This is a genomic window from Guptibacillus spartinae (assembly GCF_028610625.1).
Classification (GTDB): domain Bacteria; phylum Bacillota; class Bacilli; order Bacillales; family Guptibacillaceae; genus Guptibacillus; species Guptibacillus spartinae.
Window position 1 is genome coordinate 183,142 of record NZ_JAQQWU010000004.1, and the last position, 20,000, is coordinate 203,141.

A 20,000-nucleotide genomic window follows, 5' to 3' on the forward strand; every position below is an offset into this window, starting at 1 on the left:
CGCCTTCTCCTTTTCTACGAAACTAGTTATAAAGTAATGTTTTGAATTTGTTAATTATTGTGACAAAAAGGACCATTCACCTAGTAGTCTAGGATATAATGAAAATCGCGGAGACAATCCGACAAAATTTGAGTATTCGAAAGGGAAGGGATTACGTACATGAATATGAAAAAACCTCTTTTCGGCGTTCTAACAACAGCTGCACTTGCAATGGGGATTGCAGCAGCATCACCGTCAACACCTGCAGAAGCGGCAGCGGGCGATTTTGATCTGACAATCATGCATACAAACGACACACATGCGCACCTTGATAATGCGCCAAGACGCCTAACGGCTGTCGAGGAAATCCGCGCAGCTCGTGAAAATACGATTCTATTAGACGCTGGGGATGTTTTCTCTGGTACCCTCTTTTTTAATAAATACAAAGGACTCGCTGACGTTCAATTCATGAACATGATGAAATACGATGCAATGGTTCCAGGTAACCATGAATTCGATGAAGGTCCTAAGACGTTCTCTGAATTTGTAAAGCAAACGAAATTTCCAATCGTAAGTGCAAACATTGACTACAGCCAGGACCCGGATCTTGGGCCATTATACAAGGATGAAATGGCGATGACTGGTGACGATGGCACGATTTATCCGGCTGTAATTCTTGATGTGAACGGAGAAGAAGTAGGGGTATTTGGATTAACGATTGAATCGACAGACGAGCTTTCAAGTCCTGGTGAAACAATTTCTTTCCAAAACCATCAGGAGCAAGCAGAAAAAATGGTGGAAATGTTCCAGGACAAAGGCGTCAATAAAATTGTGGCTCTGACGCACCTTGGAAAAACGGTAGAAGTTGAGCTAGCTGAATCTGTAGCAGGCATTGACGTAGTGGTTGGTGGCCATAGCCATACGAAGCTTGAAGATGCAGTAGTCGTAAACGGTGATAAGGAGCCTACGCTTGTTGTACAAGCAAATGAATACAGCAAATACTTAGGTGATCTTGAAGTAACGTTTAATGCTGACGGCGTGCTTACAGATTGGGATGATGAGTTACTGGACCTTAGTGAAGGGGAAGCATTTGAAGCAGATCCAGAAGCAAAAGAGCTTTATGATGAATTGAAAAAGCCACTTGAAGAAATTGAGAAAGAAGTCGTTGGCCAATCTGACGTTTATCTGAACGGTAAACGAGGAGATGTACGAACAGGTGAAACGAATCTAGGAAACTTAATTACTGACGGTATGCTGAACAAAGCTCAAGAATTTACTGATGCAACCATTGCCATCACAAACGGCGGAGGTATTCGTGAATCAATCGATGAAGGGCCAATTACACTAGGTGAAGTGTTAACAACAATGCCATTTGGTAACAACCTAGTAACGCTTGATATGACGGGTCAAGAAATTATTGATTCATTAGAACACGGCGTAAGTGGTCTTGAAACAGCGGAAGGTCGCTTTGCTCAGGTAGCAGGTCTTCAGTATTCTTTTGATAAAGATCTTCCATCTGGCGAGCGCATTCTTGATGTAAATGTGAAAACAGAGAATGGCTATGAAGATATTGACCCAGAAACAACGTACACAGTTGCAACGAATGCTTATATCGCTCAGGGTGGCGACGGTTACGATGCAATGGGCGCAGCGGCAGCTGATGGTCGTATGAACGAGCTTTTCTTTGTAGACTTTGAAGTGTTCACAGAGTATCTTGATGAAATTGGTACAGTGAAAGCAAAAGACGAAGCACGTATCGTTGAAGCAGATGCTGAACGTATTCAGGGTGAAACGCGTTATGAAACATCTGTGAAAATCTCACAAGAAGGCTGGGAGTCAGCGGATACAGTTGTACTTGCACGAGGAGACTCTTTCCCTGATGCATTAGCAGGAGCACCACTGGCTTATAAATACGATGCGCCAATTCTTTTAACAGAAAGCGGATCACTGAACAAAATGGCGAAAGAAGAAATTGCGAGACTTGGTGCGAAAGACGTGATTATTCTTGGTGGTAAAAGTGCAGTTAGCAACTATGTCGAGTTCCAGCTTGAAGGTATGGGTATCGAAGTGGAACGCGTTGCTGGAGAAAACCGTTTCGATACAGCTGCAAACATTGCAGCACGTCTTGATGGATCACCTGATAAAGCCATCGTCGCAAATGGCATGAACTTCCCTGATGCTCTTGCGATTGCACCATATGCAGCACAGAATGGTTACCCGATTCTTTTAACAGAAGCGGATGAAATTCCAGCTGCAACGAGCAACGCTCTTAAAGACATTGATGAATCGATCATCGTTGGTGGCGAGACAGCTGTTAACGGTAAGCTTGAGAAAAAGCTTCATGCTGAAGATCGCTATGCTGGAGAAAACCGTTTCGGTACAGCGGCTGATATTGCAACAAATCTTAACCCTTCCGCACGCGTGTATGTTTCAACAGGTATGAACTTTGCGGACGCTCTTTCCGGATCCGTTCTTGCTGCGAAACAAAATGCAGCGATGCTTCTTGTAAAACCAGATATGCTTCCTAAAGAAACAGCAGACGCAGTTGAAGATATGGAAGCTTATGACTTCAATGTTCTAGGTGGCGAAAATGCCGTTAGCCAGAAAATCGTAGACGAATTGAAAAAGTAATCATACAAAGCGTAGGGGGCGTCCCCTGCGCTTTTTTTAATTTATTTTTTGTATAGGCAGGTATTGAAGCATGGAAAGCTAATGTATATAGTGTCATTCGTTATAACGAATTTGATCTGAGGGAGGGTTCTGATTGAAGAGATTTGGCAAGCGAAAAATCAGTCCACTGTTACTGCTCATTCTCGTGATCACCATGCTTATGCCATCTCAAGCGTTTGCGATTGCAAGCGTCGATGACGAAAAAAATGCGGTTCACTACGCTGCGTTTGGAGATTCATTGGCTGCTGGCGTATTGTCAGATAATACGATTGGTTTAAGTTATACAGACTACATAGCTCAAGATCTACAGCGGGTGGATCTCTTAGGAAGCTACGAAAAGCCATATGCGGTACCTGGTGCTACTTCTCAAGATATGCTGGATGCTCTCATGGATCGTGATATGCAAATCAAAATCGCATCGAAAGATATGATCACAATTACGATTGGAGCCAATGATTTTTTGCAAGTGCTCAGTAAAGAACCAGAGCGGTTACAAAACCCTGAAGAAGTCAAAAAGATCATCGCTGATCTCTCGGAAAATTACGTCTCCATCATGACCATCGTTAGAAGTGTTAACCCTTCAGCTGAGATTTATTTAATGGGCTATTACAATGGTTTTTACGCTTTCCCTGAGGCCCAGCAGCGACCTCTCGTGGAGATTATGCAAACAGTGAATAGCATCATTAAACAAATTGCATCCGATTCGAACAGTCATTATGTTCCGACTTACGATGCCATTTCAACTGATCCATTGACGTATTTGCCAAATTCTAAAAATGTTCATCCATCGCCAGCGGGTTATATGGCGATTGCAGATGAGTTTTGGGAACAAGTGAAATTAAATTTGCCAACCAACGTGACGCGAATAGCGGGAGTTAATCGCTACGAAACGGCAGTTAAAATTTCTCAGGAAGGGTGGAAGGAACATGCTCAGGGAGTTGTCATTGCGCGCGGTGATGATTTTCCAGATGCCCTAGCTGGTGCGCCGCTTGCCTATGATTTGGATTCCCCGATTTTATTAACGCATTCAAAAGCTCTTGATCCAATCGTGAAGGAAGAGATTGAGCGACTTCATCCAGAATTCGCGATTCTTCTCGGAGGCGAGAAGGCGCTTTCTAAAGATGTGGAAGATGAACTGGGCAAAATGGGCATTCCAGTTGAACGAATTGCTGGAGATAACCGCTATGAAACGGCTGCTAAAATTGCAGGTACCTTACCTCATTCAGATAAAGCCGTTATTGCGAACGGAACAAAATTTCCTGATGCTCTTGCCATTGCTTCCTATGCGTCTGAAAATACGTATCCTATCTTACTCACAAAACAAGATGAGATTCCCGAGGATACGGCAGAGGTTTTAAAACGTTATCCTGAAAGCATTGCAGTTGGTGGGACGGCTGTTCTTTCCGAAAGTCTCGTTGAAAAGTTACCGAAAGCCAAGCGCTATGGCGGAGAAGATCGCTATGAAACAGCTTCGATTATTGCCATGGAGCTAAATCCTTCGCACAAAGCCTTTGTGTCTACTGGATTAGAATTCGCGGATGCGCTAACCGGTAGCGTTCTAGCTGCTAAAAGAGACAATAGCTTTCTCCTTGTGGATCCGAATAAGATGCAGGATGCCGTATTAGATGCTAAAGAAAATCTTGAAATCTACCATTTTACGATTCTAGGTGGACCAAAAGCCGTTAGTCCAACGATCGAAAAACAGCTGATCGGCGTGAAATAAAGGGTAACCCAAAAGGGAGCAGCTCGTTGCTGCTCCCTTTTTTACATGGAAATATGCAGAATTATGGCAAATTTTAACTCGCTAGTGATAGACTTGTAGAGTATGTGATGCTCAAGTTTAGGGGGAAGATGATGAAAAAAAGCATCTATGGGATTGGATTACTACTATTTAGTTTTTTAATGATGTATGGAACGAATGAAGCAAGTGCCATGCCTGCACTAGAAAAAATGCAGGAGCTTGTGCAGCCATCAGGGGAAACCTTTAACGCTTCACTCAGTGGAAATGAAAGTTTGAACTGGTGGACGACGGATGGTGATGTGATTAAAAAAGGAGAGGACGACTACTGGTATTACGCTACAATCGTCGGTCAGAATCTCCAAGTAACGAATGCGAAATATGCGATTGATGCCAAACCTTCTGATGCGGCAAAACTCGAAGAAGTTTTACGGCTTCAACCGTCTGATACAAAGCAAAAAGAGATACCGAATCCAGATGAAGAATTTGATTTATTAAGCGTCGGTAAGCAAGAGAATACGCTTGTATTATTAGTCGAATTTAGCGACTCGAAAGCCACCTATTCTGAAGCAGAGTGGCGAAATCGCTTTTTTGGAACGCAAGGCAGTACGCTCAATGCTTACTATGAAGAAGTTTCAAATGGGAAATTAGGATTTAAAGGGGTCGCTGAATCCAGTGGAACGAATGATGGCATCGTGAAAGTAACACTTCCTTATGCGCATCCTCGTCCTGAAACGGCCTATAATCCGGATAGCACCTACACAAAAATGGTGAAGGATGCCTTAAAAGCCTCTAATGCAAAGGTGAACTTTGCGCAATTTGATCAAAATAAAGACGGCTCCCTTTCTTCAGGGGAGCTACATATTGTAACGATCGTTGCTGGTGGCGAAGCAAGCTATGGCGATACGGGAAAAGTGGTTTGGGGACACATGTCTAGCTTATTTGAGAGCGAGGCACCAGTGCTCGATGGAGTGAAAGTTGGCTCGTATCAGGCTGGAGGCGGCTACACGATGTTTGGGGAAAAACATGGTGATCACATGGCAACGGTTGGGATCATTGCACACGAAATGGGACACGACCTTGGTTTACCAGATTTATATGATACGGACGGCTCTTCAGAAGGCGTTGGCATTCATAGTTTAATGGGTGGTGGCTCCTGGACCACCCACGACAATCAATATGAAGGGGCTATTCCAACCCATCTGGATCCATGGTCTAAGATGGTGCTTGGATTTATCCGACCTGTCGAAATTCGAAACAATGGCACTTACGAAGTGGCGAATTTTAAAGCGGACCAACCTGCCGTATTAAAATTAAAGACAACCGATGAATCGGAATACTTTTTAATTGAAAACCGACAGTTTACTGGATTCGATTTAGGGTTAGCAGATGAAGTTGTCTCTCCTGGTATTGCCATTTGGCATATTGATGAGCAGCAGCTGAAGAATCGCCAATATAACACAAATGAATCACATAAAGCTGTTGACCTCGAAGAAGCCAATGAAAGTAGACTTGGGTACGCCGAGCTTGATCAGCAGCATATCTTTCGGTTGTATTATGATCATTATTTTAGTGGAAATGGCTTTGACCGCTTCGCTACCACATCTTCTCCAACGAGTAAAGTGTATTCTGGGGCAAGTTCAGGTGTCGCGGTGACCGTACTTGATCCAAACAGTGAGGCGATGAAAGTTTCGGTTAAAGTACCTCAAGGAGACGATCAAGAGCCGCCACAATGGTCAAAGGCAGAACTGAAAGCGACCACGATCCAAAATGATCGTCTGACGTTAAACTGGTCAGAAGCAACAGATGATTCGGGTATTGCGTCGTACATTGTCTATAAAGATGGAACGGTTTTAAAAGAAGTTGATGGTTCCACGAGAAAGCTCACGGTTAAAGGGCTTGCGACGGATAAAGAGTACAATTTTAAAGTAGAAGCCGTTGATAATAAAGGCTTTGCCACCTCTAACGGACCTGCATTAAAGGTGAAAACGTCTGCAAATACCGTTGAACGAATCGAAGGGCTAAACCGATTTGAAACGGCGGCTAATGTAAGTTCTAAAACTTACAATCAAGCGGAAACGGTCGTGATTGCGAGAGGTCTAGATTTTCCAGATGCATTGTCAGGCGCACCGCTTGCGTATCAGTTAAACGCACCAATCCTGCTTGCTAAAACCAATGAGCTTCCAACAGAGACCAAAAAAGAAATAGGTCGTCTTAAAGCCAAGAAAGCGATTATTCTTGGCGGAGAAAGTGCCATTTCTCTTTCAACAGAAAAAGCCATAAAGGCACTAGGATTAGAAGTGGAGCGGATTAGCGGTGATAATCGCTATGACACGTCAGCGAAAATTGCAAAGCGCATGGGTGGTGATCCAGAGAAAGCGATTATCGCATATGGGCTTAATTTTCCAGATGCCCTGGCGATTGCCCCATATGCCGCGCAACAAGGCTATCCGATTTTATTAGTCAATAAAGACACAATTCCGTCAGCCACAAAACTGGCGTTGAAAAACATTGACGATACAATCGTAATCGGGGGAGAAAGTGTGATCACGAAGAGCGTGTATGATGGACTTCCATCCCCTGAGCGTATTGCCGGAATCAACCGTTTTGAAACGGCTGCGAAAGTGAAAACAACGTTTTATCCAGATGCCAAAACGGCTTACTTGGCCACTGGTTTTGGCTTTGCGGATGCGCTAGCGGGTTCTGTTCTCGCTGCGAAAGAAGGTGCACCACTTTTGTTAGTGAAATCAAATGAACTTCCTTCAGAAACGATGGAAGCGATAAAAAATGTGAGGGACTTTCACTTGCTAGGTGGACCGTCCGCTATAAACGAGAAAGTGCAGCAGCGCTTGTATCAGGAATAATGCGACAAAAGATGCATTCCATGATTAAGAGATACAGGGAATTTGACCTGTATCTCTTAATTTTAGGAAAAAATAACAGGATATTGCTTAAACTTTGTTGAATTATAGCCGATAGTATAGGCAGAGTGTCGATATTTGGTCAGCAACTTAATTGGAATGAGGAGGATCTGGATGCAACCTTCATTGGTCAAGAAAGCAATAACGGGATCTGCGCTCGTCGCGGGCGTCATGTTTGTTCAACCTGATGGGGCAGAAGCGGCGTTTGGGGATCAAGAGCTTAAGCTAGGCATGAACAACCAGGATGTGAAAGAGCTACAGGATGTATTGAAGGCAAAAGGGTATTTTACTTACCACACATCAACTGGGTACTATGGTCCAATTACTGAGGATGCTGTAAGTCAGTTCCAAAAGGCAGTTGGTTTAAAGGCAACAGGCGTGGCGACAACGGATACCCTTCAGAAGCTAGGGGCAAGTAAGGTTAGCAAGTCATCAGCTTCCACATCGTCATCCGTTTTACAAGTTGGATCGCGTGGTCAAGACGTGACGAATCTTCAAGCCAAGCTGAAAGAAGCAAGCTACTACTCCTACAATGTGGATGGCATTTACGGTCAGATCACACAAAAAGCCGTACAGGACTTTCAAAAGGCGAAGGGACTTTCTGTCACAGGAAAAGCCGATGCTACGACCATTAGCGCTCTTTCCAATACGAGCACAAGTTCAAAATCGTCTGGCTCAACTTCTGACCTATCAGTTGGGATGCGGGGAAGTGCAGTAACAGATCTTCAGACGAAATTAAAAGCAAAAGGCTATTATACATATACTGTTGATGGCATTTTTGGACAGATTACAAAGACGGCAGTTCAAAACTTCCAAAAAGCAAATGGACTCTCGCAAACGGGTGTAGCGGATAGCAAAACCTTATCGGTCCTGGCTGAAAGTAGCGATACAGCGAAACCTGCAACGAGCGGACTGACGGTTGGATCGCGAGGAAGCGCCGTAACAAATCTCCAACAGATGCTAAAAGACCGTGGTTACTATTCTTATAACATTGACGGGATCTTTGGTAGTATTACGCAAAAAGCAGTCAAAGAGTTTCAAAGTATCGTAGGATTATCTGTAACAGGCGTTGCTGACGATAAAACGATTGATGCATTGAAGTCAAGAAGTTCACAAGAGACATCGACTGTCCTGAAGGTAGGGTCAACTGGAAGTGCGGTAACAGACCTCCAGAACAAATTAAAAAAAGCCGGCACTTTCCATGCGGAAGCGACAGGATACTTTGGACCTGTCACTGAGAAAGCGGTCAAGGACTTCCAGAAAGCAAAGAAACTGCAGGTGACAGGCACTGCGACAAAGGAAACAATGGATGCGCTTGACGGCTTAACAGAAAAAGTCGTTTCATCACCTTCCACTGGAGAAGACTACGGAGATTTACTGAAAAAAGGATCAACAGGGTCACTTGTGAAAGAACTCCAATCCAAGTTGCAAGCGATTGGCTTATACAGCGGTCCTCTTGATGGTGATTTTGGAAATGGAACAGACCGAGCGGTTCGAAATTTCCAATCGCGTAACAAGTTAACGGTCGATGGCATTGTTGGACCGGCAACTTGGGAAAAGCTAAAGCAATCAACGGGTTATGAAGGAAATAACAATGACGGTAACAGCGACAGCGGGAGTTCCAATTCAGACTTTAGCGTGATGGATCTCATCGCAGACGCATCGTTATACATAGGTGTTCCTTACGTTTGGGGCGGTAACACCCCAACGCAAGGCTTCGATTGTAGCGGTTTCCTCGTCTATGTCTTTAACAAGCAGGGTGTTTCCTTGCCAAGAACGATGGCCCAAATGTGGAACGTCACAACGGCAGTAAGCTCCCCATCTGTAGGTGATATCGTATACTTCACCACCTACAAACCAGGTGCTTCTCACGGTGGCATTTACATCGGCAACAATAAGTTTATCCACGCTGGCTCATCGACAGGTGTTACCATTAGCGACATGACATCAAGCTATTGGGCGCCGAGGTATTTGGGAGCGAAGCGCGCGCATTAAAGAGGGGTCAGGTTCGTGCCTGACCCCCTCAAAAGACAAAATAACGAAAGTGTCCGCCTCAGGCGGACATTTTTGTATTTTAAGAAAGGTATAATCCTGAAAACAACTTTTATCAACGGTGCTTTCAATCTGATAACCTCATGAAGATACATATTGGCATCGGCATCCAGGAGACCAGATAAAGGATAACCAAATTTATGATAAAAATTGGAATCTATTTCTAGTAATGCTAGAATGAAAGGAGTGTTTAATAAGAAGTCTAAGAGGGGGAAATGATGGGGAAACAATTAAAGAGTTTACTAGTAACATGCCTAATCTTAACGCTAGTGATGCCATCAATGGCAGCAGCGGAGAAAGAAAAGGTGACTTATAATGACATGAATCGGTTGCTAACAGAGAGTGCGTTAGATCATAATATTCCACCAGAAATTGCGAAAGCGGTGGCATTGAAAGAGAGCGCATGGAAACAATGGTCAGATGACGCCCAAACCAAGCCATACGTTAACTCGAAAGATGGCGGTATTGGTTTAATGCAAGTGACCAGTCATGTTTGTGAAGGTGATGAAACAAAAGGGTGCTATGATCCTGAAAAACTCGGAAATGATGTGCGATACAACATTGATGCCGGTTTAGATATTTTAAATGAAAAATGGAGCTACGGTGTTGATGGCATTATTCCAACAATTAATACAAATGATCGAGATATTTTAGAACACTGGTATTTTGCGATTATGGCCTACAACGGGACTGTCCCTGTTAATAGTCCTTATTTCCGTGATTCTAGTGATGGAACAAGGAATGTAGATACGTACCAGGATAGGGTTTTTACTATCATTGAAGATCGAAATTATATGGATCTGAATACGGAAGCGATCCATTTTGAGCGAGATGATTTTACTTATGATGCTGAGAAAGATGATCCAATCGTATTCAATAAGATGCATTATACAGTGAAAAAAGAACTGACTCGTTCAAGATCGTTATTAAAAAAAGGAGATAAGGTTTCTACTGTAAAAGGCAAGATTCTGAAGGATTCTCCAAGCGGTACAAAAGAGACGAAGATCAACGAAGCTCAAACAGCGACTGTTCTGGATAGCCAATTTTACATCGACGAAACGAAAAACAGCCCTACGGAACATTGGGTTCGTTACCAGGTGAAACTTGCAGATGGAAGAACAGGCTATATGGCTTCAAGTAGCTTGATTCCGTTAACCGAACGCCTTTCAGGGAGCAATCGATACAATACCTCAATAGAAATTTCCAAAGATGGCTGGCAAGACGGTGCAGACACAGTAGTAATCAGCCGCGGTGGAAACTTTCCAGATGCTTTAGCTGGTGCTCCACTAGCTTATCAAGAAGATGCGCCAATTCTACTGACGCCTGATGATAAGTTAACAGGTGAACTTAGAACCGAAATAAACCGTCTTAATCCAAAAACGGCGATCATTCTCGGTAGTGAAAATGCGGTTAGTCAAGCCATTGAAAATGAGCTTTCTACGATGGGAATGAACATTAACCGAATTGGTGGGAAAGATCGATTTGAAACGGCTGAGCTCATAGCAGCTGAACTTCATTCTACTAGTAACAAAGCTGTTTTAGCATTAGGCATGGATTTTCCCGATGCGCTCGCCGTAGCACCATATGCTGCGAAAGAAGGCATGCCCATTTTATTGACAAAGAAAGACTCACTACCTGATGCGACAAAGGACGCCCTTACAAGTGTTAAAAGCACCATCGTAGTTGGCGGTTCTGCTGTTGTAAACGAACATGTTTATGAACAATTATCAGGTGACCGCGTACGTCTTGCTGGGAGTAATCGATTTGGCACATCAAAGGAAATTATGGATTACTTTGGTGATGGATCGTCGACAGGCTTTGTAGCCAATGGCTACGGATTTGCTGACGCTCTAACGGGTGCAGTTCTTGCCGCTAAAAATGATGCCCCATTAATCCTCTCAAAGAAATCTGAGCTTTCAAGTCAGATGGAAACCACGATTGTTGACCAACAACTCAGTCGTTTTGTTCTATTAGGTGGACAAGCCGCTATCCAAGTGGATTCCGAGCTTGCTAATCTTGCGGTAAAGTAATGATAAAAAAACCCTCTGATTTCGATCAGAGGGTTTTTAACTAGCGGTAAGGGGGCAGACCCCTCTTTGTCACCCATTACAATAAAGGAGTGAAGGATCCATGACTATAGCTGGAAAATCTCTTGAACAGTGGAAACGTGAGCATCCTCTATTAGATGAGCTACTTCAGTTTGAGGAAGTCTGCTGGAGAAATCCTCAAAAAGGAAAAATTCCTCAAACAACGGATATCTCGATGGCGGATATTCTGGACGCAGAAGCTCGGATGAAGCGTTTCGCGCCGTATTTTCGCAAAGTGTTTCCAGAAACGAACGGAGTCATTGAATCGCCAATCTCAGATATTAGCAACATGAAAGAGAAGCTGGAAGAAGAAGAGAAGATCAAAATTCAGGGAGACCTCCTTTTAAAACGAGATGATATTCTTCCGATTGCCGGAAGCATTAAAGCGCGTGGCGGTATTTATGAAGTGATCAAACATGCAGAGAAACTAGCGCTTGGCCATGCGATTTTAACGAAGGACGACGATTATTCTATTTTAGCGGATAAAAAATTCACCGAGTTCTTCTCGGCTTTTTCGATCTCCGTCGGTTCAACTGGAAACCTCGGGTTAAGCATCGGCATTATGTCGGCCAAACTTGGGTTTAATGTGACTGTTCATATGTCGAGTGACGCGAAGCAGTGGAAAAAAGATCTCTTACGTGAAAAAGGCGTTCAAGTGGTGGAGCATCAGGCAGACTACGGCGCAGCTGTAGAAGAGGGACGAAAACAGTGTGAGAAGAAGCTCACGTGTTATTTCATTGATGACGAGAACTCGAAAGACCTTTTTCTCGGATATGCTGTCGCCGCTCTTCGGTTGAAAAAACAGTTTGAAGAACGAGGCATAAAAGTGAATGCTGAAAATCCACTACACGTGTATCTTCCATGCGGAGTAGGCGGAGGGCCTGGTGGGATTGCGTTTGGTCTTCATCAAGTATTCGGGGAGCACGTTCACTGTTACTTCGCCGAACCAACGCATTCACCGTCGATGCTTATTGGATTGATGACAGGCTTGCATGAGCAAGTTTCCGTGCAAGACTTCGGGATCGACAATAAGACAGCGGCTGATGGTCTCGCAGTAGGAAGACCGTCTGGTTTCGTTGGGCGTGTCATTCAACCAATGCTTGAAGGTGTCTACACGGTGACTGATGAACGGATGAAGGAACAATTACGATGGGTTTACGAAACGGAAGGAATTAAGCTTGAACCTTCCGCTCTCGCTGGGATGAGTGGTCCACTAGTTACAGCGAAAGAAGGGAAGGGTTTGCCTGGCACTCATCTTGTGTGGGCAACAGGTGGTAGCCTGGTGCCGGATGAAGTGTGGGGAGAGGATTAGGGGGTCAGGCTCGAGCCTGACCCCTCTTAAATACAAAAAAACCAAAAATTCCACATATTGAGGACAGATTGTTTTATTCTCCCTATTAGTTTGAAACATTTCAATGATCCATTTCGTACTTATATGTAGATTAGTCGTTAAACTGGACTTAATAGGGGGGCGAGAAGTTGGAATTGTTTTTGGAGATTTTAGCATTAGCAGGGGACTTATTTTGGTGGGGTGATCCCCCAAGTGACCAGCGAATCGAAGCGAATATTGCCTCACTAATGGCATACAGCTGGTTTGTAGAGCTTATTGAGAAGCCCCAATATGACAAGTTAGTTCGTGAGAATCCATCTGTCCGCTATGTAATAGGGAAGATGAGGATGAAAAAGATGAAACGATCCCCCATGTATGAAGAGCGGAAAGAACGGAAGTTAAAAAAAGAAATTCAAAAACAGCTGGCGGCAAGCAGTTGAAAGAATGAACAGGAAGGAACAGGGGCAGTTAAAGACGGCTCCGCCTTTAATGACATTTGTTTCACTACGAAAGGGGTGACAACTCCATTGAATTTTTATATTGCTTCAAGTTTCCAAAATAAACAACACGTGCAAGCAATCGCTACTGAACTGAAGAATTACGGCTACAAGCATACATACGATTGGACGAAAAATGAAAAAGCGGTTAGCATAGATGATCTTGCTTCTATTGGAGAAGCAGAACTACAGGCAGTGAAAAAGGCTGATTTCTTGATTGTCATACTTCCAGGTGGCAAGGGGACACATGTTGAACTTGGCATAGCGCTTGGTCGAGATATCCCTGTTTATCTCTTCAGTGAACAAGGGTTTCATCATATAGAAGCAAGCTCCTTTTACTACACGAATGGGGTCACGAGTGTGGAAGGAAGCGACGAGCAGCTCGTTCAAACCATTTTAGAAAAGCATTGCTTTTCTACTTAGTCTGTCCAATATAGGCAGGCTTGAATAAAAACGAGGAGGGGTTATCTTGGCAAATAAAAACATGACAGAAGAAGAAATGGAAAAGGAAATCATCCGGCTACAAGAAGTAGTAAAGGAGCAAAATGAAACATACAAAAAGCTTACCGGAGAAGAATTACTCCAAAAAGTGAAAACGGATGGCAAAGGAACGGTTATGGTTGATTCGAATGATAGTAAGCAGCGAAAATTGTGGGGCATTGATGAAGAATAAATAAGTAGAATCGATTGGGGGTCAGGTACGTGCTTGACCCCATAAAAAGACAAAACCACTAAAAGTGTCCTCCACCATAGGACACTTTTTCACATTTTTGAGCGCCAGTTTTAGAGTCAATCCCTTATACAGTAAGCGGTTATAGGCAATGGAAGTGGTAGGGGGGGCAGGCTCGAGCCTGACCCCCCTACCAACACCTTCCCACTTCCATCAAACCGCCTCTGCTCTCATCCTCCGCCCGCGCACCTCTCGCACGACTTTCCAAATCACAAACACACCAAGTCCAATAATCAATATACTCAGCGTATACGTTAACTGCACCGGTTTATCGTCTTTCACAAAGATGCCAAAGTAACCCCATAAAAACACAATAGGATAAATCAAATCGTCGTTGTAGAGGCTGAAGTAGACGGCGAGACCTGCTCCGATGATGAGCATAATAATTGTCCAGGCGAGCTCATTCATTCCAAAGATCAGCGCAACGTCATTTGCTTCTGCCACAACAAACACATCTACGATCGTAGCAATCGATGTCCAGGCGAGGTAGAACGAGAACGGCACGCTGAAGAAAGAAGAGCGCTCAGGGTTTTTCGTGATGATTGTGTAAAGGATGGCGAGTGTAATCAATGAACCGGCGATAAACAAAAGCGCAACCGACTCACTTACAAGTAGTGCCGTTCCTGATAAAAGCATGCTAGAAGCAAAAAGGTAGGAGATCTTTACATAAAGCACCTGATCACACTCACTTGCTGTAAACTGCCGAACGAGTGAAATAAGAAGTAGCAAATAGATGACGAACCAGATGGCGAACGTGTAGCCAGCAGGGGCAATGAGAACATCATTTCCACCTGCCATATCTCCTGAAAAAATAAGGGAAGAGGCAAGCAAATACAAGTAGGCAGCAATCGTTACGAGTTTCATGGTCATGACCGGTTTCCTCCTTTATAGGTCTGGTTACTCGTATGCTACCCTGATTGAAGAAATTCTATGAAAAAAGAGACAGAGAATGGCGAAAAGCCCTCTCTGTCCCTGTTCAATGCTATTTCGAATTTGAAATTTTCCCTAAGAAAAATCCGTCGATTTCACTTAACTTTCCTCGCCACACGATCTTTCCCTGTGAAGGCGTAGGCTTGCTGTCGCCAAGGTAAACCTTTGTATTCTTTAAATGAATAAAATTGGTTTGCGCGTCAGCGGTATCTTCTAGAGACTGTCCGGCATCTGCAAGTTTTTCGCTTAATTTCTGAGCAACTTCATTTCCATTTCCTATAGAATCACTCAACGTATCAAAATATTCTTTTGCTGAAATCGTTGTTCCAGTAATCAATGCGCCATTGACATTTAACGTAATATCGAGCGCAAAATCATGTTTGTTCGATGCGTGTGTGAAAAATTCAAGAATACTATCTTTGCTTGATTCAGAAGCCATGTTCACTTCTCCTTTCGGCAGGTGATTAAGAAGACGTGTCGTCATTACTAGAAAGTGTCGTTACTTTCTCCCGTTCACGGTTTTGGTCATCGTTTTTATCATTCGTTTTTTTCGAACTGTTTGATTTTCGAGAAGTGCTTCGTTTCTTTTTGTTGGACGAGGATTTCGGTTCCTCTGATTCTTCCTCATCATCTTCCTCGTCATCCTCATCATCTTCTTCACTATTTTCAGTATCGGCTTTTAATTGCTTATTCCCAGGTGTTTTCGTTTCGTTTTCTTCCTCGTCTTCACGATCTTCATCGTCTTCGTCCAGATCGTCTTTCTTATTCTTAGCTTTACGAGACGTTTTCTGTTTCTGCTTTTTTGAAGAAGGTTTACTTTCTTCATCATCCTCATCCTCGTCTTCGTCTTCCTCCTCAACATCTTCCCCAAGGGCACGTGTGAGGCGGTCTATTTTTTCTTCAATCTGACTAAGACGATTTTGAAGTGATTCATTTTCTTCTTTCAACGAGTTGTAGTCCTCGTTAGAAGAATCCTGCTCCTGATCAGATTGAGTTTGCTCTTCAGCTTCAATCGTTGGTGCTGCTTCATTAGAAGCGAGGATTGTTTCATTCGTCTCATTCAACTCTTCATTTTCTTGATCTTCTTCTTTATCACGTTTAAAAAGATTAGCTGTTGAAGTTCGAATCGAGCCAGCAGCTTGCTTTGATTTTTCTTTCGTTGCTCGTCCAAAATCTTTTCCTTTGTTTTTTAGTTTTTCTTGATCAATTTTGCCAATTAATTTCTTCCCATTCTCTGGAGTGGCGAGGTAGCCAACGGTAGCACCAAGAATACTTCCGGTAACGGTTCTTGTAAGGGGGCCGTTCATCCCCGTCTTTTTCTTATCCGTTCCATTCTGTTGCTGATCCTGGCCTTCAACTTTCGTGTTTTGTTCTGTCATGATAAATCCCTCCAATAGTTTATTTTTCAAAGCTAAGACGATTTTGAGTTACATTGTTTTCAAGAGCGTCCAATCGTTCTTGTAACTTTTTATTTTCCTGTTCAAGCGCGGCCGTTTTGTTATCGGCAGCTTTCGAGCTAAGGTAGGGGTCATTTTCCCACCAGTCCATGCCAATTTCCTTCGCTTTATCAACGGAGGCGACGATTAAGCGAATCTTAATCGTAAGAAGTTCGACATCAGCGATCCCGACCGTAATGTCTCCAGCAATCACGACACCTTTATCAAGCACTTTTTCTAATACATCGACAATCGTATTTGACTGCATCTGATGCTCAATAGCCATCTGAATGCCTCCTTTATCTGGAGCGAATTAAAGCAAGTTGCCAAGGGGGCCAAGATCAATATTCAAATCCTCTGCATCAAGGCCAAATACATCCTTTAACTCTTCCATTTTTTCTTCTAAATTCATTAACGCCACGCCAAGGTTCTCAACTTGCTCATCGGTTAAGGTACCGCCTTCGACGCGTCTCATCGCATGCCGTTCCACAATTTGTCTCAATAGTTCAACGACGGTAAGCACAAGCTGGGCGATTCCTTGCTCGGCATTATCAGGGTCAACGTTGATGCGACCACTCGTCGGGTTGTGTTGCTGCATAGTCCAATGCCTCCCTATCTCGATCAAATTGCTCTGAATTAATCGTGTTTCGCGTACCTTGTTTGTGCTGAACGAGTGTTTCAACAGAAGAAATCAGCACGCGCAAGTCGAGGTAGACGAGATCAACTCCGGCAATGGAAATGATTAAGTCTCCCTTAATCGCCACCCCTTTATCAAGAATGACATCTAATATATCGATTAAGGCGATGTCTTTGTTTTCAATCGTTTCTCGTACCGTCATGGAAATTCATCCTCACTGTCTTCTTTAAGAAAAGCTAGAAAAATGGTAGGGTGGCCACGGTCCAGATACTTCAAACTTCCAACCAATTTCCTGAAAGTCTCCATCATATTGCTCGACGTTGCCTAAAAACTGCTCAACGTTAGACGTAGGGAGGAGGAAGACGCTATTCCACGCCATCTTTTCCTTGCGGCCCGTTACATCCTTACCCCAGGTTTTCTTAATACTGCCGAAGAGAGAAACGCTCTTAAGCTTTTCATGAATGTCTTCACAGAAACGATTTTTCTCATCTTCAAGTTCTTGATTAATGAGCTCGTCCATTTTCTTTTTCTCGAAAAATTGTCTGCCACGAGGTAAAGCACTAATTTCTTCTCGTTTCGCTTTAATGACCGGATTGCTTTCACTTACTTGCTGCTTAATCTGCTCATCATCGCAATAGATTTTAAGATTCCATTCTTCATTTCCATCAAGAAGGTCAAACGTTTCCTTCAGCTTTACCATGTTTTTTTCAACTGTTTCTCGTAAACTTTCTTCATTTTTATAGAGCGTACAAAATTTTAATGGGACGGTCGTATACTGCTTTGCGAGCTTTTGAACCGTTTCGTGATGATGAAACGCTTTTTCTTGCAACCATTCCATATCATTGTTGATTTTGTCGCTAATCGTTTCTTCTGAATAGGCCGTGTGATCCAGGTGACAAACGATCGCTGTCACGTCATCTTTAGGAAGCATAAAGATCTCATGCTCACCATCAAACCCTTTTATAGAAGGGAGGGGGTGAGTGGCTTCATGTGTTGGGATCAAACCGTATAAGTAGAGGAGGTCCCCCATATCGTCACCTTCCATCTTTTTTCGTTAATTCTTCCCATTGCTCCATTTCTCGGCGCTTTGCGATTTCATATCGCAACAGCAATTCTTCTTCTTTTTCCGTATAAGCGTCTTCTGGTAGTTCGCCAAGCTCATACATCATCTGAAGCTGAATCAACTTCTTTTGAATGGTGGGAAGATCGTATAATTCTTTATCTGCTTCTTCTTTGATTTTTTCACCGACTTTAATGACAAGATCAAAAGGCGCGGTAACCAGTTTGTGTATCATTACGCTTCTTCTACCTTTAAGTGAATGTTGACAAAATTGTAGGCCGGCCATGGCCCGGTATAGTTAAAATCGACTTTGTCCTTCCACTTTTCATGAGCATCATTTACTTTCTGATCAAATGCTTCCTCGCGATCACGGTCAATGAGAAAGGAAGCATTTAAGAGCATTTTTTCACCAAGGGGGTCATTCACTTTCGCTGCCTCGGCTGTTTCTTCTAATGGAACGAAGATTTCCTGTTCAATTTCTTTTTGAAGAGAGGCGAAGAACTTCTGCGCCATTCCTCCAAGCTGAATGCGTTCATAATAGCCAGCTGCTTCTGATTTACCTTTGACCGATGCTGCCATTTTCTCAACCTCTGGATTGTCGTTCACAGCGGCTTCAAGCCATTCTTTCTTACCCATTACTTTTAATCCCACTTCGATTTTGCCTTTAATATTTGGAAAAAGATTCACGAATTGTGGGTAGAGATTCTCGAGGAGTACCTTCACATCATCTTTCGATTTAAATACGTTCCCAAAGCTAATTGGAATGACCGTATCTTTCTGACTCATCACTTGAGAAACGGCATTCTGGTGGGATAAGAGATTACCTTTCTTAGGATGATAGATTTTCATCGGTACTTCAGCGGCTACCATCGCGGCATCTTTATAGCGAATCGTGAAAAGATCACGCGTTTCATTTTCAAGTTCAACCGTTCCGAAATCATCCTCTTGATCCGTTTGAATAGCACAAAAAATGTAGATTCCTGTTGTTTCTGCTTCACTCATCGTTGACACTCCTTTATTCCTCAACAACCTTCATCTTTTCACACGCTTCAATAATCACTTGTTCTACCGAGTCTTGCTTCTCTTCCATGCATTCACTCATCGTATGAGCGGTTATATCCAGACAGAGACGTTGAAAATCAGCGTTTTCACCGTCGATCGGAATATCAGAATCAATCGCAAGCGTGGCGATCATAATGGATGCGCGTAAACTAGGACCTTGCCCAGTGGAACAGTGACTGCGCAGCACTGAAATCAAGTTGGTCACTGCACGTGCTTCGGGCATGACGAGATTCGCCTTTTCCGATACGATTAGCGCTTCTCGTTCAGCATCTTTGTAATCGACGTTGATTGTAATCAACCGGTCGAGCAAGGCATCTTGCGTCTGATAAACCCCCGCATATTCAGCGGGGTTACTTGTGAAAATAACCGAGAATGCGGGATGGACGCGGATAAAAGGTTCCGTTAGCTTGGAGCCGTATAATGGGAGAATGCCTTCTTCAAGAATGGAAAGAAAAAGATTATTTGTTGTTGGTTGCGAACGGGTAAACTCATCATAGACAAGCGTATAGCCATTTTTGACAGCTTCCAACAAACGCCCATCCCGCCATGTTTCCGTGACGCTTTCGTCTTTCTTATAAACAGAGCGGACGTATTGATCGACCACTTTTTTACTTGTATAGCCAGTGAAATCCCCAATTAAATCTTTGTTGTTTAATTCATGATTTCCGTGAATGAGCATCACCGGTCGATTGCGCTTTTTGGCTAAGGCAAGAGCAAGAGACGTTTTCCCAGCGCCAGATGGACCGATATAGTGGACAGGATAGCCGGCTTTCAAGTATTGAAGGGAACGTGAGAGCAGTTCCTTCGTTTCATCATCCTGTATGAGTGCTCGTTTATCTTTTTTCTTATGGTTTGTTAAAACGGTCACATC

Annotated in this window: 19 protein-coding genes; 9 read left to right on the forward strand and 10 right to left on the reverse strand. The window is 43.4% G+C overall.

Features of this window, described 5'->3' with window-relative positions; all coding sequences use genetic code 11:
- Positions 1-159 precede the first annotated feature (159 nt).
- From PQ511_RS09935 to PQ511_RS09975, 9 genes are all read left to right on the forward strand, one after another.
- Complete coding sequence (locus PQ511_RS09935) at positions 160-2,610, forward strand: cell wall-binding repeat-containing protein (protein ID WP_273851727.1); 2,451 nt, start codon at positions 160-162, stop codon at positions 2,608-2,610.
- Positions 2,611-2,743: 133 nt separating this feature from the next.
- A complete protein-coding gene (locus PQ511_RS09940) occupies positions 2,744-4,372 on the forward strand; it encodes a cell wall-binding repeat-containing protein (RefSeq protein ID WP_273851728.1) in 1,629 nt (542 codons plus the stop codon).
- Positions 4,373-4,503: 131 nt separating this feature from the next.
- Positions 4,504-7,251, forward strand: coding sequence for a cell wall-binding repeat-containing protein (locus PQ511_RS09945; RefSeq protein ID WP_273851729.1), 2,748 nt, complete (start codon positions 4,504-4,506; stop codon positions 7,249-7,251).
- 171 nt (positions 7,252-7,422) lie between these two features.
- Positions 7,423-9,303: a C40 family peptidase gene (locus PQ511_RS09950; protein ID WP_273851730.1), complete on the forward strand. Its 1,881-nt coding sequence runs from the start codon at positions 7,423-7,425 to the stop codon at positions 9,301-9,303.
- Positions 9,304-9,578: 275 nt separating this feature from the next.
- Entirely contained in the window at positions 9,579-11,390 is a 1,812-nt protein-coding gene (locus PQ511_RS09955; protein WP_273851731.1) for a cell wall-binding repeat-containing protein, read from the forward strand.
- 100 nt (positions 11,391-11,490) lie between these two features.
- Positions 11,491-12,759, forward strand: a complete 1,269-nt coding sequence (dsdA, locus tag PQ511_RS09960; RefSeq protein WP_273851732.1) for a D-serine ammonia-lyase — start codon at positions 11,491-11,493, stop codon at positions 12,757-12,759.
- A gap of 167 nt (positions 12,760-12,926) precedes the next feature.
- Positions 12,927-13,217 (forward strand): hypothetical protein, encoded by a 291-nt coding sequence (locus PQ511_RS09965; protein ID WP_273851733.1) that lies wholly within the window; start codon positions 12,927-12,929, stop codon positions 13,215-13,217.
- A gap of 87 nt (positions 13,218-13,304) precedes the next feature.
- Positions 13,305-13,697 carry a nucleoside 2-deoxyribosyltransferase gene (locus PQ511_RS09970; protein ID WP_273851734.1) on the forward strand — a complete coding sequence of 131 codons (393 nt, stop codon included), beginning with the start codon at positions 13,305-13,307 and terminating at the stop codon, positions 13,695-13,697.
- Positions 13,698-13,743: 46 nt separating this feature from the next.
- Positions 13,744-13,947 (forward strand): hypothetical protein, encoded by a 204-nt coding sequence (locus PQ511_RS09975; protein WP_273851735.1) that lies wholly within the window; start codon positions 13,744-13,746, stop codon positions 13,945-13,947.
- A 210-nt stretch (positions 13,948-14,157) separates the two neighbouring features.
- Here PQ511_RS09975 and PQ511_RS09980 read toward each other — a convergent pair whose 3' ends face one another.
- From PQ511_RS09980 to gvpN, 10 genes are all read right to left on the reverse strand, one after another.
- Positions 14,158-14,874: a TspO-related membrane protein gene (locus tag PQ511_RS09980; RefSeq protein ID WP_273851736.1), complete on the reverse strand. Its 717-nt coding sequence runs from the start codon at positions 14,872-14,874 to the stop codon at positions 14,158-14,160.
- Between the two features lie 112 nt (positions 14,875-14,986).
- Entirely contained in the window at positions 14,987-15,373 is a 387-nt protein-coding gene (gene gvpU / locus PQ511_RS09985) for a gas vesicle accessory protein GvpU (RefSeq protein ID WP_273851737.1), read from the reverse strand.
- Positions 15,374-15,398: 25 nt separating this feature from the next.
- Positions 15,399-16,313 (reverse strand): YtxH domain-containing protein, encoded by a 915-nt coding sequence (gene gvpT, locus PQ511_RS09990; RefSeq protein ID WP_273851738.1) that lies wholly within the window; start codon positions 16,311-16,313, stop codon positions 15,399-15,401.
- Between the two features lie 19 nt (positions 16,314-16,332).
- Positions 16,333-16,656 (reverse strand): gas vesicle protein, encoded by a 324-nt coding sequence (locus tag PQ511_RS09995; RefSeq protein ID WP_273851739.1) that lies wholly within the window; start codon positions 16,654-16,656, stop codon positions 16,333-16,335.
- A gap of 27 nt (positions 16,657-16,683) precedes the next feature.
- The gene (locus tag PQ511_RS10000; protein ID WP_273851740.1) at positions 16,684-16,968 is read right to left on the reverse strand and encodes a gas vesicle protein K; all 285 of its coding nucleotides are present in this window, start codon (positions 16,966-16,968) and stop codon (positions 16,684-16,686) included.
- The gene (locus PQ511_RS10005; protein WP_226654636.1) at positions 16,928-17,209 is read right to left on the reverse strand and encodes a gas vesicle protein; all 282 of its coding nucleotides are present in this window, start codon (positions 17,207-17,209) and stop codon (positions 16,928-16,930) included. Before PQ511_RS10005 ends, PQ511_RS10000 begins: the two co-directional genes overlap by 41 nt.
- 24 nt (positions 17,210-17,233) lie before the next feature.
- Positions 17,234-18,037 (reverse strand): GvpL/GvpF family gas vesicle protein, encoded by an 804-nt coding sequence (locus PQ511_RS10010; protein ID WP_273851741.1) that lies wholly within the window; start codon positions 18,035-18,037, stop codon positions 17,234-17,236.
- Between the two features lie 4 nt (positions 18,038-18,041).
- The gene (locus PQ511_RS10015; protein ID WP_273851742.1) at positions 18,042-18,302 is read right to left on the reverse strand and encodes a gas vesicle protein GvpG; all 261 of its coding nucleotides are present in this window, start codon (positions 18,300-18,302) and stop codon (positions 18,042-18,044) included.
- Entirely contained in the window at positions 18,302-19,069 is a 768-nt protein-coding gene (locus PQ511_RS10020; RefSeq protein ID WP_273851743.1) for a GvpL/GvpF family gas vesicle protein, read from the reverse strand. Before PQ511_RS10020 ends, PQ511_RS10015 begins: the two co-directional genes overlap by 1 nt.
- Positions 19,070-19,082: 13 nt before the next feature.
- Positions 19,083-19,997, reverse strand: coding sequence for a gas vesicle protein GvpN (gene gvpN / locus PQ511_RS10025; RefSeq protein WP_273851744.1), 915 nt, complete (start codon positions 19,995-19,997; stop codon positions 19,083-19,085).
- Positions 19,998-20,000: the final 3 nt, after the last annotated feature.